This is a genomic window from Streptococcus mitis, from assembly GCF_965111735.1.
GTDB lineage: Bacteria > Bacillota > Bacilli > Lactobacillales > Streptococcaceae > Streptococcus > Streptococcus mitis_DR.
The window spans coordinates 144,757-159,661 of sequence record NZ_OZ217346.1; the positions used below are offsets into that span (position 1 = coordinate 144,757).

Here is a 14,905-nt window from a genome sequence, read left to right on the forward strand (position 1 = left end):
CTTAGACGTCCTCCATATCAAATGCGTGTAGTTTCTTGAATGCGATCATAGAGATTGAGATGACAATGATAGAGATAATCAAGGTAACAGCAGCCGCCATTGAGTATTGAGGAGATGTACCTGTTGTCAAACGGTAGATCCATGAGATCAAGATATCAGTTGAACCAGCTCCCCCTCCGACACTACCAGGACCTCCACCATTGAAGAGGTACATGATAGAGAAGTTGTTAAAGTTGAAGGTGTATTGGCTAATCAAAGTAGGTGCAGCAACAGCCAAGATCATTGGGAAAGTGATGTTGCGGAATTTTTGCCAAGCATTAGCACCGTCAATATAAGCTGCTTCGTAAAGGTCGTTAGGAATAGATTGCAAGATACCCAAGGTCAAAACGTAGATATATGGGAATCCAAGCCAACCTTGCATCATAATCAAGGCAATCTTAGTCCAAGTTGGGTCTGTTTTCCAAGGAATAAGAGCACCATCAAGGAAAGGAAGGAATTTAGCCAAGATTGGCAATACTTGAGTGTTGATAGCACCAACACTATCGTTAAACATGTTTGAGAATGTCAGGATAGTGATGAAGGCTGGGACAGCCCAAGGAAGAAGGAAAATAACACCGAAGATACGTTTTCCTTTGATAAATGGTTGGTTAGCAATGATAGCTGTGAAGATACCAATGACGATCTGTAAAGTTGAGGCAGATAAAGCCCAGATGATAGTCCAAGAAAGGACGGCACCAAAGGCAGAACGGAAGGTACTCAAGCTCCAAATGTTTGTAAAGTTGGTCAAACCAACCCAGTCCAACAATTTGTTTGGTGGCAAGTGTTGGAAGTCGTAGTTGGTAAAGGCGATCATCAAGGTTACGATAACTGGGAAGATAATCGCAAAAGTCATGGCAATGTAAGATGGAATGATTAAGAGGTAAGGGAAGCCATTTTCATAGATTCCTTTGACCATTTCTTTAAAGGTAAGTGCTACTGGTATGCCATTGTTAATGTGTTTGGCAGTTGTATGTGCGTCTTTGATATTTGCGAAATAAAAGAGTACATAAACAACTACAAAGATTAAATGGAAGGCACCACGAATCAGCATAAAGAGGGAATTATCACGACCTGGTTTGTCACCAAGAGTGATGAGATTGCTCAATTCAGGGGCTGCAAGTGCTAGGAAGTAAAGGACGAATACGATGGTTACACCAAGGAAGATAAAACCTTTGGCTTTTTGTTTATTGTAAATCTGTCCTAACCCAGGAATGATAGACAGCAGAGCTGCTTTACTAGGTTGTTGCTTTTCCATAATAACTCCTTTCATAGGATACTGGTTTCTAATTAAAACCTAAACTATATATGTTTTTGATTGATAAATTCAAAGGGGGATTTGATTTCCACCCCCCTTGAACAAATTTTTTATTCACCAAATTTTTGTTTGATTGTTTCTTTGATCAATGTTACAGCGTCGTTAGCAGCTGTTTTCGCATCTTTCTTACCACTTACAGCATCAAAGAGCATAGTTTTCGCTGGATCCCAAACTGCAGACATTTGAGAGATGTTTGGCATTGGTTGAGCGTTCTTGAACTGTTTGATAACAGCTGTTGTCAACTCATCATTTTTACCTTCAGCATATGTACGAGCTTCAGTGTTAGCTGGGATTTCGTTAGTTGTATCGTAGAAGGCTTTTTGTTCTTCAGTTGAAACAAGGAAGTCTACAAATTTTTGAGCGCCTTCAAGGTTCTTAGTGCTTGATGGGATGATCCAAGCTTTACCACCACCGAATGCAGCATATTCTTTTCCATTTGGAAGAGTTGGGATAGTTGCAACACCGTAGTTTACTTTAGCATCTTTAAAGGCTTGAGCTTTCCAAGGTCCGTCGATGATAGCAGCTGTTTTACCTTCTTGGAATTGAGTTTGGATTAAGTTGCCAGCACCTTCAGTATCTTGCATACCTTTAGGCCATTTTTCATACCAAGATTTAGCGTAGTTGATACCTGCGATAGAACCGTCGTTTGCAAGACCGATATCTTTGGCGTCTTTACCGTTTTGTCCGAATACGTAAGCACCGTTACCAGCAAGAAGTCCATATGCATAGTAGAAGTTTGTCCAGTCAGCTAGGAAAGCAGAAGTTTTTCCATCTTCTCCAGCGAAGGCATATTTGCTATCTTTAGCAAGGTTTTCTAAGTCAGCAAAAGTTTTTGGAGCTTCTTTTACCAAGTCTTTGTTGTAGTACATAACAAGTGACTCGATAACAGCAGGAGCACCGTAAACTTTACCATCAGCAGCTGTTACAAGAGATTTAGTTTTATCATCTGTTTTAGCGCCGTCGCTCAATTTAACTTCTGAAAGTTGTCCGTCAGTACCAAGGCTACCTACACGGTCGTATGGAGCCATCATAACGTCAGCAGCTTGACCTGATTGGTTGTCAAGAGAAAGTTTGTCAAGCCCACCCATTTGGTCTCCTGTTTTGATGGTAACTTTTACGCCAGCTTCTTTTTCGTAAGCTTTTGCAGCTGATTCAGCAAAGGCTTTATATTGGTCTTCAACGTAGAAAGTGAGTTCTTTGGCTTCAGATGAACCAGAATCAGCAGGCTTATCAGCAGTTTTGCTTCCGCAAGCTACCAAAAGCAAGCTAGCAAGTGTAGCAGTTCCAAGCACAGCAGCGCTCTTCATGAATTTAGATGACATAGTGTATTCCTCCTAAAGAATAACAAATTTTATAATGAGGAAACGCAAACGTTTTCCTTTATGGGACTAGTATAACACAATCAGAAAGCGGTTGCAAGTGTTTTTTGTAAAAATTTTTAAAAAAATTGTAAAAAAAGTAAACGCTTCATCATCATATAATAGTAGAAAATCCCAAAAATTGGTTTTGTTTTAAATTTAAAAAAAGTTGAGAAAACGATTGCCTAATTTACAAATGGAAAGCAGAGAGGATTCTCACTTTATTTTTGCTTAATAAGGTAAGTGAAACCCTTATTCCTATTTTGTTTGTTTCCTGAAAGGATATATATACAAGTAAGAAGAAAAAATTTAAAAAAAATAATCAAAAAAGTTATTTAAAACCGCTTGCATTTATCAAGAAAATGAGTTATACTAGTAATAGCGCAAACGTTTGCGTTCATAAAAATGTAATATCTAACTATAAACACATGAGGTGCTTATTATGAAAAAACGTCAAAGTGGTGTGTTGATGCACATTTCTTCTCTTCCAGGGGCATACGGAATCGGATCATTTGGTAAAAGTGCTTACGACTTCGTTGATTTCTTGGTTCGCACAAAACAACGTTACTGGCAAATCCTTCCACTAGGAACAACTAGTTACGGAGACTCTCCTTACCAATCTTTCTCAGCCTTCGCAGGGAACACTCATTTTATCGATTTAGATATCTTGGTGGAACAAGGCTTGTTGCAAGCAAGTGACCTTGAAGGGGTTGACTTTGGTAGTGATGCGTCTGAAGTTGATTATGCGAAAATCTACTATGCACGTCGTCCTCTTTTAGAAAAAGCGGTAAAACGTTTCTTGGAAGTAGGAGATGTTAAGGATTTTGAGAAATTCGCTCAAGACAACCAATCATGGCTTGAACTCTTTGCAGAGTATATGGCTATCAAAGAGCATTTTGACAATCTTGCTTGGACTGAATGGCCAGATGCAGATGCTCGTGCTCGTAAAGCTTCAGCACTTGAAAGCTACCGTGAGCAATTGGCAGACAAGTTGGTTTACCACCGTGTGACTCAATACTTCTTCTTCCAACAATGGTTGAAATTGAAAGCTTACGCTAACGACAACCACATCGAAATCGTTGGAGACATGCCAATCTACGTAGCGGAAGATTCAAGCGATATGTGGGCAAATCCACATCTCTTCAAGACAGATGTCAACGGTAAGGCGACTTGCATCGCAGGATGCCCACCAGATGAATTTTCTGCAACTGGTCAGCTTTGGGGTAACCCAATCTATGACTGGGAAGCAATGGACAAAGACGGCTACAAATGGTGGATTGAACGCTTGCGTGAAAGCTTCAAAATCTACGATATCGTTCGTATCGACCACTTCCGCGGCTTCGAATCTTACTGGGAAATCCCTGCTGGTTCCGATACAGCAGCACCTGGTGAGTGGGTGAAAGGTCCTGGCTACAAGCTTTTTGCAGCCGTTAAGGAAGAACTTGGTGAGTTAAACATCATCGCAGAAGACCTTGGTTTCATGACAGACGAAGTTATCGAATTGCGTGAACGTACTGGCTTCCCAGGAATGAAGATTCTTCAATTTGCATTCAACCCAGAAGACGAAAGCATCGATAGCCCACACTTGGCACCTGCTAACTCAGTTATGTACACAGGAACACACGATAACAATACGGTACTTGGTTGGTACCGTAACGAGATCGATGATGCGACTCGTGAATACATGGCTCGCTACACTAACCGTAAAGAATACGAAACAGTGCCACATGCTATGCTTCGTACAGTCTTTTCATCAGTTAGCTTCATGGCAATTGCAACTATGCAAGATTTGCTAGAATTGGATGAGGCAGCTCGTATGAACTTCCCATCTACCCTTGGTGGAAACTGGTCTTGGCGTATGACTGAAGATCAATTGACACCAGCTGTCGAGGAAGGCTTGCTTGACTTGACAACAATCTATCGCCGAATCAATGAAAATTTGGTAGAATTAAAGAAATAATACAATATCAGGAGACACCTTAAACATGTTATCACTACAAGAATTTGTACAAAATCGTTACAATAAAACCATTGCAGAATGTAGCAATGAAGAGCTTTACCTGGCTCTTCTTAACTACAGCAAGCTTGCAAGTAGCAAAAAACCAGTTAACACTGGTAAGAAAAAAGTTTACTACATCTCAGCTGAGTTCTTGATTGGTAAACTTTTGTCAAACAACTTGATCAACCTTGGTCTTTACGACGATGTCAAAAAAGAACTTGCAGCTGCAGGTAAAGATTTGATCGAAGTTGAAGAAGTTGAATTGGAACCATCTCTTGGTAATGGTGGTTTGGGACGTTTGGCTGCCTGCTTTATCGACTCAATTGCTACTCTTGGTTTGAACGGTGACGGTGTTGGTCTTAACTACCACTACGGTCTTTTCCAACAAGTTCTTAAAAATAATCAACAAGAAACAATTCCAAATGCATGGTTGACAGAGCAAAACTGGTTGGTTCGTTCAAGCCGTAGCTACCAAGTGCCATTTGCTCACTTCACATTGACATCAACTCTTTACGATATCGATGTACCTGGTTACAAGACAGAAACTAAGAACCGCTTGCGTTTGTTTGACTTGGATTCAGTTGATTCTTCTATCATCGAAGATGGTATCAACTTTGACAAGACGGACATCGCTCGCAACTTGACTCTTTTCCTTTACCCAGATGATAGTGACCGTCAAGGTGAATTGCTCCGTATCTTCCAACAATATTTCATGGTTTCAAACGGTGCGCAATTGATCATCGACGAAGCAATCGAAAAAGGAAGCAACTTGCATGACCTTGCTGATTACGCAGTTGTACAAATCAACGATACTCACCCATCAATGGTCATCCCTGAATTGATCCGTCTTTTGACTGCTCGTGGTATCGAACTTGACGAAGCAATCTCAATTGTTCGTAGCATGACTGCCTACACTAACCACACAATCCTTGCTGAAGCCCTTGAAAAATGGCCTCTTGAATTCTTGCAAGAAGTGGTTCCTCACTTGGTACCAATCATCGAAGAATTGGACCGTCGCGTGAAAGCAGAATACAAAGATCCAGCTGTTCAAATTATCGATGAGAGTGGGCGTGTTCACATGGCTCACATGGATATCCACTACGGATACAGTGTTAACGGGGTAGCAGCACTCCACACTGAAATCTTGAAGAACTCTGAATTGAAAGCCTTCTACGACCTTTACCCAGAAAAATTCAACAACAAAACAAACGGTATCACTTTCCGTCGTTGGCTCATGCATGCTAACCCAAGACTATCTCACTACTTGGATGAGATTATTGGAGAAGGTTGGCACCATGAAGCAGATGAGCTTGAAAAACTCTTGTCTTATGAAGACAAAGCAGCTGTCAAAGAAAAATTGGAAAGCATCAAGGCTCACAACAAACGTAAATTGGCTCGTCACTTGAAAGAACACCAAGGTGTGGAAATCAATCCAAACTCTATCTTTGACATCCAAATCAAACGTCTTCACGAGTACAAACGCCAACAAATGAACGCTTTGTACGTGATCCACAAATACCTTGACATCAAAGCTGGTAACATCCCTGCTCGCCCAATCACAATCTTCTTTGGTGGTAAAGCAGCTCCAGCCTACACAATCGCTCAAGACATCATCCACTTGATCCTTTGCATGTCAGAAGTTATTGCTAACGATCCAGCAGTAGCTCCACACTTGCAAGTAGTTATGGTTGAAAACTACAACGTTACTGCAGCAAGCTTCCTTATCCCAGCATGTGATATCTCAGAACAAATCTCACTTGCTTCTAAAGAAGCTTCAGGTACTGGTAACATGAAATTCATGTTGAACGGAGCTTTGACTCTTGGTACTATGGACGGTGCTAACGTGGAAATCGCTGAGTTGGTTGGAGACGAAAACATCTACATCTTTGGTGAAGATTCAGAAACTGTTATCGATCTTTACGCAAAAGCAGCTTACAAATCAAGCGAATTCTACGCTCGTGAAGCTATCAAACCATTGGTTGACTTCATCGTTAGCGATGCAGTTCTTGCAGCTGGAAACAAAGAGCGCTTGGAACGTCTTTACAATGAATTAATCAACAAAGACTGGTTCATGACTCTTCTTGACTTGGAAGACTACATCAAAGTCAAAGAGCAAATGTTGGCTGACTACGAAGATCGTGACGTATGGTTGGATAAAGTTATCGTTAACATTTCTAAAGCAGGATTCTTCTCATCTGACCGTACAATCGCTCAGTACAACGAAGATATCTGGCACTTGAACTAATACTCTTCGAAAATCAAATTCAAACCACGTCAGCGTTGCCTTGCCGTACTCAAGTACAGCCTGCGGCTAGCTTCCTAGTTTGCTCTTTGATTTTCATTGAGTATAAGATACAAGATTTATACTAATACACTTTCCTATGAAGCGAATTTCGATTGAAATTCGCTTTTTTGAATGCTGTGGGTTTGGGTCAATCTTGTTTTAAAAAGATAGAAATCATAGATACAGTGAACGCATAACACTTTATTTCAGCCTTATGTTTCTTCGTAGTTGCTTACCTCATATTTTTTGTATTCGCTTACATAAAGTGTTATAATATAATTATAGGAAAGAAGGTGTTTTTATGTGGAAAAAATATTTTTCAAAATATAAATGGACTGATTTATTTTGGATACTATTTGTGATTTTGACATGCCTCTATATAGGTAACCACGATTTGTTTCCTCTCAATCATCAAGAAATCTCTTTTCGTGGTAGCTTGTGGGGGTTGGTACTGGCCTTATTTCACTTGTTATTTATTGATAAGTTTGTTATTTCGAATCGAAAATAAATGGAGAAGCTAAAAGCTTTAAATGTTTTAGACTTTTAGGATAGATAGTTTAAAAATTGAAATTTAAAACCGCAGATCTTCTTGAAATGCGGTTTTTTGTGTCAATTATAGTACTTTCCCAACCAGAATCTCAGCCTCAATAGTAATCTCTGCCAGTTGACTCCAGTCAATCTTGCTCTGGTCGATGTGAAAGAGTAGGGGCGTCATGCTGAGTAGGGCTTTGAGCTGTTCTGCTGTGATAGTTTTAGTCAGAGAGGCAGTTTGGCTAGATAGGATGGTAAAGTGTTCTTGGAAATGATTTTTGATATCTTGGTTTGAATAGTCCTTGTTTGTCAGCTGGTCTTGTACCTTCTGACGGATTTCCTTGAGGTGATTTTTAGTTGGAATAACCTTTATCAAGATGCCGTCTTTGGATAAAACGCGACGAAATTCTCCGTAATTGGCAGGGGAAAAGATATCAAGTAAGATATCCATGCTGGCGTCTTTTATAGGAAGACGAGCTAAGTCACCAACGAACCAATTGACTGCCCAGTTGGGTTCGCTCTTGGCAGCGATTTGGACAGAATCTTTGGAGATGTCGAAGGCATAGAAGGTTTTGTCAAGATGACTTTCTTGAAGTTTGCGAGAATAGAATCCTTCGCCACAACCGATATCTAAAATTGTTTTGGCATTTTTTGAGTTTGAAAGTAAATCAGAGACGACCTCTAGAATAGCTTGATAAAATCCAGATTCTAGGATTTCTTGGCGATTTTGAAAGTTTTCCTTGTCGTAGTTGGCAGATTGCTTAATTTGAGGTGCCAGATTGACATAGCCAAATTTAGCTAAGTCAAAAGAATGGCGATTGTTGCATTTGAGACTGCTCTCTAGCAGAGTCAGATTTTCTTGACAGACAGGACAGGCAAAGGCAGTCGCAGAAGCAAAACGCTGAAGTTTGGGTTTGAGATTTGTATTCATAGTTTAAGTGTATCAAAAGAGGCAAATGAAAGCAACTTTAGGAATAAGTAGATGGGAGATTCAGTAGAAATAAAACTAATTCTCCAATTTATAGAATAAAATTGCTTTTATATCTAAATTTCTATATAATAATGATAAGGAGGAAATAAGTATGTTAAAAGAAGTATTAACCGTTGCAAAAGTTGCGAAAAAATCATCACTCTTTTTGGGTGGTGTCGCATTTGGTACCCTTGGCTTGAAAATCTTAGCAAGTAAGGAAGCTAAAAAAGGTTATTCTAAAGCTTTGGCTAAGGCTTACAAGTTGAAAGACGGGCTAGATGCATCTGTTTCTGTTGTGAAACAACATGGAGACGATGTCTTGCAAGATGCCAAATATTTGTACGAGCAAGAGAAAAAAGAAGAGCAATTAGATAGCCTTATAGGAGAATAATATGTCTTTTAAAGTGCTACATAGAGGATACCAACATATCCGACTATCATCTTCTTTTTCACTCACCTTGGATATTCAAGACTATCTTCGTTCCTTGGCGAGAGATGAAAAGGGGATTGAGTCTATCCAGTTTTACATGGATCAACAGCACTTTACTCTACGTATAAAAGAAGGCTTTTCTGTATTAGATAATGCAGAAGCCTTTTTAAAAAGAATTGATAAAGGGAAAGTTTCTGAGTTGATGACTCTTCCCATTCGTAGAGAAGAGAGTGCTTATTCTATTGTTTCAGGTGCAGCGATTAAGCGTATACTTTTTCGTAGTTTTGTGCCGTATCCTATTCGCTATATATGGACTTGTTATCAGGCTTTTGGCTATATTAGAGAAGCCTATCAAACACTAGCGCGTAAGGAACTAACGATGGAGGTCTTGGACTGTTCGGCGATTTTATTGTCCTTGTTTATGAACCAATCCAAGACAGCTAGCAATATCATGTTTATGCTTGATTTGGGGAATCATTTAGATCAGTGGTCCTTGAAAAAAACTGCAACAGATTTAGAACAAAGCCTTCTTGCAAAAGAGAGCGATGTATTCTTAGTACAGGGCGATACGGTTGTTAGTATCAAGAGTTCCGATGTTCAAATAGGAGATGTCTTGGTCCTATCTCAAGGAAATGAAATTCTGTTTGATGGACAAGTAGTTTCAGGTTTAGGTATGGTCAACGAAAGTTCCTTGACGGGAGAGAGTTTTCCAGTTGAAAAAAGAGAGTCTGATTTGGTTTGTGCAAATACAGTATTAGAAACTGGAGAGTTACGCATTCGTGTAACCGATAATCAGATGAACAGCCGGATTTTACAACTGATTGAGTTGATGAAGAAATCTGAAGAAAACAAGAAAACGAAACAACGCTATTTCATCAAGATGGCGGATAAGGTCGTCAAATATAATTTCTTGGGGGCTGGGCTGACTTACCTATTGACAGGTTCTTTTTCTAAGGCTATTTCTTTCCTATTGGTCGATTTCTCCTGCGCTTTGAAAATCTCTACTCCTGTAGCTTATTTGACAGCTATCAAGGAGGGGTTGAATCGTGAAATGGTGATTAAGGATGGGGATGTTCTGGAGAAATATCTGGAAGTTGATACTTTCTTGTTTGATAAGACGGGAACAATCACAACTAGTTATCCTATAGTTGAAAAGGTGTTACCTTTTGGGGACTATAGTGAGGAAGATATTCTCAGAATCAGTGCCTGTCTTGAGGAACACATTTATCATCCTATTGCTAATGCCATCGTCAAGCAAGCTGAGATAGAGGGAATTGAACATGAGGAAATGCATGGGAAACTCCAATATATTGCAAGCAAGGGGATCAAATCTCATATAGATGGCCAACCAGTTCTTATTGGGAATTATGTCTTGATGCAGGATGAGCAGATTCATATCAGTTCAGAACAAAATGCTTTAATTGAAGAGTACAAGAGTCACTACAATCTCTTATTCTTGGCTTATCAGAATGAATTGATTGGAATGTTCTGCATTCATACTCCTTTGAGAAAAGAAGCTAAGGCAGCCTTGGAGAAACTTAAGGAACAAGGGAAAAAATTGATTCTGGCAACAGGGGACACCTTGGTTAGGACAGAGGAATTAGTCAAAGATTTGCCCTTTGATCAGGTCTATACAGACTTGAAACCTGATGGGAAATTTGAGTTAGTAGAGGAACTGCAGAAAGCAGGTCATACTATTTTGATGGTTGGAGATGGGTTGAATGACTCAGCGGCTCTAACCCTATCAGATATCGGTGTGGTGATGAATGAGAGTGCAGATATTTCTAAGCAGATGAGTGATATCTTATTGTTAGATAATCGTTTGGATTTCTTCCAAGAGTTGGATTCGCTATCATCATCTTTGCAAAAACTCATCAAGAAGAATATTCAAGATACCGTTGTCGTAAATAGTAGTTTGATTGGCTTTGGCTTGTTTAATTGGCTCAGTCCTTCAAATCTCTCTATCTTACATAATCTAACAACCTTGCGCATTGTCCTGCGTAGTCTGTCTATTAAAAATAGATAGATGTGGTTATCAACAACAAAAAGGAGTTACCTTTCTTGAGGTTAACTCCTTTGTTTATAGGTAAATGTTGAATAGTTTAGTAAGTCAATACAAAGTATTTTTTCTTACCGCGACGGATAACAGTCAGTTCGTTTTCTAACTTATCTGCATCACTCAAGACATAGTCAAGGTCTTGGATACGGTCGCCATTTACGTAGATAGCTCCATTTTGGACATCTTCACGGGCTTGGCGTTTTGAGTTGACCACACCAGATGAAACGAGCAGTTCTACGATATTGTGGTTTTCTTCTGCTTGAACTTGGTAGTTTGGCACTCCACGAAGTCCTTGTTTGAGTTCTTTGACAGAAAGATTTTTGATGTTTCCTGCAAAGAGTTGCTCAGTGATGTTGAGAGCTTCTTTGTAAGCTTCTTCTCCGTGTACAAGTGTAACAACTTCACGAGCCAAGACTTTTTGAGCCAAGCGTTCGTGTGGAGCTGCTTCAAATTGTTTGCGGATGTCTTCAATCTCATCAAGTGACAAGAAAGTAAAGATTTTCAAGAAGCGAACAGCGTCAGCGTCCATAACATTCATCCAGAATTGGTACATTTCGTATGGAGAAGTTTTTTCAGGATTGAGCCAGACTGCGTTTCCTTCTGATTTACCAAATTTCTTACCAGTTGCATCTGTGATAAGCGGTACTGTGATTACGTGGCCAGTCTTGTCAGCTTTACGACGAAGCAATTCGGTACCAGCTGTCATATTTCCCCACTGGTCAGAACCACCGATTTGTAGCGTTACGTTGTGGTCTTGGTTAAGGACAAAGAAGTCGTAACCTTGCATGATTTGGTAAGCAAACTCAGTGTAAGAAATTCCTGTTTCGATCCGTTTTTTAACAGATTCTTTACTCATCATGTAGTTGACAGTGAAGTATTTTCCGATATCACGGAGGAAGTCAATGAAGCTGATGCTGCCAAACCAGTCGTAGTTGTTGACCATGACAGCTTTATTTTCGCCATTTTCAAAGTCAAGAAAACGAGAAAGTTGTCCTTGGATAGACTTGACCCAGCCATCTACTGTGTCTTTTGTTTGGAGACTACGTTCAGCATCTTTGAAGGACGGATCTCCGATGAGACCTGTAGCACCGCCAACGAGCGCATAAGGTTTGTGACCTGCTAGCTGCAAGCGACGACTTGTCAAGATTGCGACAAGGTGGCCTAGGTGAAGGCTGTCAGCAGTTGGATCGTAGCCAGTATAATAAGAAACTTGACCTTCTTCTAGGGCTTTACGCAAAGCTTCTTCATCAGTCGTTTGAAAAATCAAACCACGCTCTTTTAGCTCATCAAAAATGTGCATGTGTCTTTTCTCCTTTTTAAAAATATTGTTTCTACCTATTGTATCACAAACTTGAGCAATAGCCTAGTAGAATAGGGAAGAAAGTGGCTATTTTATTGAAAGTTTACCTTTTATGGTATAATAGAAAGAGCGAGGATATTCATGAAAGAAAGAATCAGTGAATTAAAAACAAAAATGTTGAACATTTTTCAACAAGGTGCCCTGAGAAAAAAACAAGAGGGTAAGAAACATAAAAAATCTAGTTCAGTAAGTCAGCCGATTGGAGTCGAATCTATTTTTGCGAAAATTTTGAGAGGTATTAAAGTGACCTTTAATACTCTTTTTATCCTAGGTTTTATCGGTGGACTTTTGGGAGCTGGTGTAGCTATTGGTTATGGAGTTGCTTTGTTTGACAAGGCTAAGGTCCCTCAAACAGAGGAGTTGTTGAAGCAAGTTAAGAATATTGCTTCCATATCAGAAATTACTTATTCTGACGGTAGTACAATCGCTGCGATTGAGGGGGATTTGCTACGTACTTCTGTCGGCTCAGATGCTATCTCTGATAACTTGAAGAAGGCTATCATTGCGACAGAGGATGAACATTTTAACGAACACCATGGAGTTGTACCTAAGGCTGTTATTCGTGCGACTCTGGGAACATTTGTTGGTCTGGGGTCGTCCAGTGGAGGTTCGACCTTAACGCAGCAGGTCATCAAACAGCAGGTTGTTGGAGACGCTCCTACATTGGCTCGTAAGGCAACAGAGATTGTCGATGCACTTGCTTTAGAAAGAGTGATGGGGAAAGATGAGATACTAACAGCCTATCTCAATATCGCTCCTTTTGGTAGAAATAATAAAGGGCAAAACATTGCGGGTGCCCAGCAAGCGGCAGAAGGAATTTTCGGTGTAGAAGCAAGTAAATTGAGTGTACCACAAGCTGCGTTTATCGCAGGTTTGCCCCAGAGTCCTATTAGTTATTCGCCTTATGAATCTGACGGCAGTATGAAGAGTGATGAGGATATGGCTTTGGGAATCAAGCGTGCTAAGGACGTGCTGTACAATATGTATCGCACAGGTGCATTAAGCCAGGAAGATTACCAACAGTATAAGGATTATGATTTTAAAAAAGATTTCCTACCATCGGGTAGTGTGAGTACTGCTTCTCGCGGGTATCTTTACTTTGCGACTCTAGCCGAGGCTGTAGATAGGATGTATGACTATTTGATTCAGCAAGATAATGTTTCTAGCCAAGAATTGAAAAATGAATCTATTCAGAAAGCTTATCGTGATTTAGCAACTAAAGAAATTGAAAATGGTGGATATAAAGTTACCACAACTATCAATAAAAATATCCACACAGCTATGCAGAATGCTGTTGCTAGTTATGGCCGACTAGTAGATGACTCGACAGGACAGCCTGAAGTGGGGAATGTTTTGATGGATAACAAAACAGGAGCTATTCTTGGGTTTGTTGGTGGTCGAAATTATCAAGAAAATCAGAATAATCACGCCATCGATACCAAACGATCTCCTGCTTCCACAACCAAACCTCTCTTGGCCTATGGTATCGCTATTGATCAGGGACTGATGGGGAGTGCAAGCATCTTGTCCAACTATCCGACAAATTTCTCTAACGGGAATCCGATTATGTATGTCAATAGCCCTGGTACGGCTATGATAACTCTTGGAGAAGCTCTTAATTATTCATGGAATATACCGGCCTATTGGACCTACCGCACGCTTCGAGAGAAGGGTGTTGATGTGAAAGGTTACATGGAAAAAATGGGTTATGAAATTCCAGAATATGGTATTGAAAGTTTACCTATGGGTGGAGGAATTGAGGTCACAGTTGCCCAGCACACCAACGGTTATCAGACTATAGCTAACAATGGTGTTTATCAACAGAAACACATGATTGCTAAGATAGAGTCTCCTGATGGTCGAGTGATTTATGAATATAAATCTCAACCTGTTCAGGTTTATTCTAAGGCAACAGCGACTATTATGCAGAGTTTACTCCGTGATGTCATTTCATCTCGTATTACTTCTAGTTTCCAGTCAGACTTATCGTCTATTAATCCTAGTCTAGCAAGTGCAGATTGGATTGGAAAAACGGGTACAACGAATGAAGACGAGAACATGTGGCTCATGCTGTCGACACCAAGATTGACTCTAGGTGGTTGGCTAGGTCATGATGACAACCGTCCAATGGCTAAGGGAGCGGGGCATTATCGAAATGCCAAATATATGGCCTACTTGGTTAATGCTATCCAACAGGCAGAGCCTGGTGTTTGGGGCAATGAACGCTTTAGTCTGGATTCTAGTGTGACTCAATCTCAGGTCCTCAGATCTACAGGGCAGAAACCGGGTAAAGTAACCGTTAATGGGAAAACGGTGGATCTTTCAGGGTCTACTGTAACGAGCTATTGGGCTAACAAGGCGGGAGCTCCTACGACAAGCTATCACTTTGCTATTGGAGGAAGTGAAGCAGATTACCAAAATGCTTGGTCAAGTATCGTTAGCACATTGCCAACACCTTCTAGCTCAAGTACTAGTTCGAATAACAGTTCAAGTAGTAGCTCTAGCGATAGCAGTAACTCAAATGCTACACGACCTTCTTCTTCAAGGACGAGACGATAAG

10 protein-coding genes are annotated in these 14,905 nt (G+C 40.2%); 6 read left to right on the plus strand and 4 right to left on the minus strand.

The annotated features are described in order from the left end of the window. Position 1: 1 nt before the first annotated feature. Together ACLV7W_RS00715 and ACLV7W_RS00720 are read right to left on the minus strand one after the other, a co-directional pair. On the minus strand, positions 2-1,294 hold the full coding sequence (locus ACLV7W_RS00715) for a sugar ABC transporter permease (RefSeq protein ID WP_031237127.1): 1,293 nt from the start codon (positions 1,292-1,294) through the stop codon (positions 2-4). A gap of 110 nt (positions 1,295-1,404) precedes the next feature. Beyond that, positions 1,405-2,676 (minus strand): extracellular solute-binding protein, encoded by a 1,272-nt coding sequence (locus tag ACLV7W_RS00720; RefSeq protein WP_023947615.1) that lies wholly within the window; start codon positions 2,674-2,676, stop codon positions 1,405-1,407. A 478-nt stretch (positions 2,677-3,154) separates the two neighbouring features. Between ACLV7W_RS00720 and malQ the strand changes: the two genes are divergently transcribed. The 3 genes from malQ (at position 3,155) to ACLV7W_RS00735 (ending at position 7,503) form a co-directional block, all read left to right on the plus strand. Next, entirely contained in the window at positions 3,155-4,672 is a 1,518-nt protein-coding gene (malQ, locus tag ACLV7W_RS00725; RefSeq protein WP_000747274.1) for a 4-alpha-glucanotransferase, read from the plus strand. A 25-nt stretch (positions 4,673-4,697) separates the two neighbouring features. After that, entirely contained in the window at positions 4,698-6,956 is a 2,259-nt protein-coding gene (gene glgP, locus ACLV7W_RS00730) for a glycogen/starch/alpha-glucan family phosphorylase (RefSeq protein ID WP_411865254.1), read from the plus strand. A 340-nt stretch (positions 6,957-7,296) separates the two neighbouring features. Then, complete coding sequence (locus ACLV7W_RS00735) at positions 7,297-7,503, plus strand: hypothetical protein (protein WP_004262261.1); 207 nt, start codon at positions 7,297-7,299, stop codon at positions 7,501-7,503. 105 nt (positions 7,504-7,608) lie between these two features. On the opposite strand, the gene ACLV7W_RS00740 is transcribed toward ACLV7W_RS00735, so the two are convergent. Then, positions 7,609-8,457: a putative RNA methyltransferase gene (locus tag ACLV7W_RS00740; protein WP_261067224.1), complete on the minus strand. Its 849-nt coding sequence runs from the start codon at positions 8,455-8,457 to the stop codon at positions 7,609-7,611. A 151-nt stretch (positions 8,458-8,608) separates the two neighbouring features. Here ACLV7W_RS00740 and ACLV7W_RS00745 point away from each other — a divergent pair, with 151 nt between their 5' ends. Together ACLV7W_RS00745 and ACLV7W_RS00750 are read left to right on the plus strand one after the other, a co-directional pair. Further along, positions 8,609-8,887: a DUF6110 family protein gene (locus tag ACLV7W_RS00745; protein ID WP_000910910.1), complete on the plus strand. Its 279-nt coding sequence runs from the start codon at positions 8,609-8,611 to the stop codon at positions 8,885-8,887. A gap of 1 nt (position 8,888) precedes the next feature. Further along, positions 8,889-10,952: a heavy metal translocating P-type ATPase gene (locus tag ACLV7W_RS00750; protein ID WP_411865255.1), complete on the plus strand. Its 2,064-nt coding sequence runs from the start codon at positions 8,889-8,891 to the stop codon at positions 10,950-10,952. Between the two features lie 76 nt (positions 10,953-11,028). Here ACLV7W_RS00750 and tyrS read toward each other — a convergent pair whose 3' ends face one another. Then, positions 11,029-12,285 (minus strand): tyrosine--tRNA ligase, encoded by a 1,257-nt coding sequence (gene tyrS / locus ACLV7W_RS00755; RefSeq protein WP_000546888.1) that lies wholly within the window; start codon positions 12,283-12,285, stop codon positions 11,029-11,031. 141 nt (positions 12,286-12,426) lie between these two features. On the opposite strand from tyrS, the gene pbp1b reads away from it, so the two are divergent. Then, the gene (pbp1b, locus tag ACLV7W_RS00760; RefSeq protein WP_411865256.1) at positions 12,427-14,904 is read left to right on the plus strand and encodes a penicillin-binding protein PBP1B; all 2,478 of its coding nucleotides are present in this window, start codon (positions 12,427-12,429) and stop codon (positions 14,902-14,904) included. The last annotated feature ends 1 nt before the right edge of the window (position 14,905 follow it).

Bases quoted from the DNA above. Each gene is read 5' to 3' on its own strand.
- pbp1b (WP_411865256.1), top strand. From the start codon at position 12,427: ATGAAAGAAAGAATCAGTGAATTAAAAACAAAAATGTTGAACATTTTT.
- ACLV7W_RS00735 (WP_004262261.1), top strand. From the start codon at position 7,297: ATGTGGAAAAAATATTTTTCAAAATATAAATGGACTGATTTATTTTGG.
- ACLV7W_RS00720 (WP_023947615.1), bottom strand. From the start codon at position 2,676: ATGTCATCTAAATTCATGAAGAGCGCTGCTGTGCTTGGAACTGCTACA.
- ACLV7W_RS00750 (WP_411865255.1), top strand. From the start codon at position 8,889: ATGTCTTTTAAAGTGCTACATAGAGGATACCAACATATCCGACTATCA.
- malQ (WP_000747274.1), top strand. From the start codon at position 3,155: ATGAAAAAACGTCAAAGTGGTGTGTTGATGCACATTTCTTCTCTTCCA.
- ACLV7W_RS00745 (WP_000910910.1), top strand. From the start codon at position 8,609: ATGTTAAAAGAAGTATTAACCGTTGCAAAAGTTGCGAAAAAATCATCA.
- glgP (WP_411865254.1), top strand. From the start codon at position 4,698: ATGTTATCACTACAAGAATTTGTACAAAATCGTTACAATAAAACCATT.
- ACLV7W_RS00740 (WP_261067224.1), bottom strand. From the start codon at position 8,457: ATGAATACAAATCTCAAACCCAAACTTCAGCGTTTTGCTTCTGCGACT.
- tyrS (WP_000546888.1), bottom strand. From the start codon at position 12,285: ATGCACATTTTTGATGAGCTAAAAGAGCGTGGTTTGATTTTTCAAACG.
- ACLV7W_RS00715 (WP_031237127.1), bottom strand. From the start codon at position 1,294: ATGGAAAAGCAACAACCTAGTAAAGCAGCTCTGCTGTCTATCATTCCT.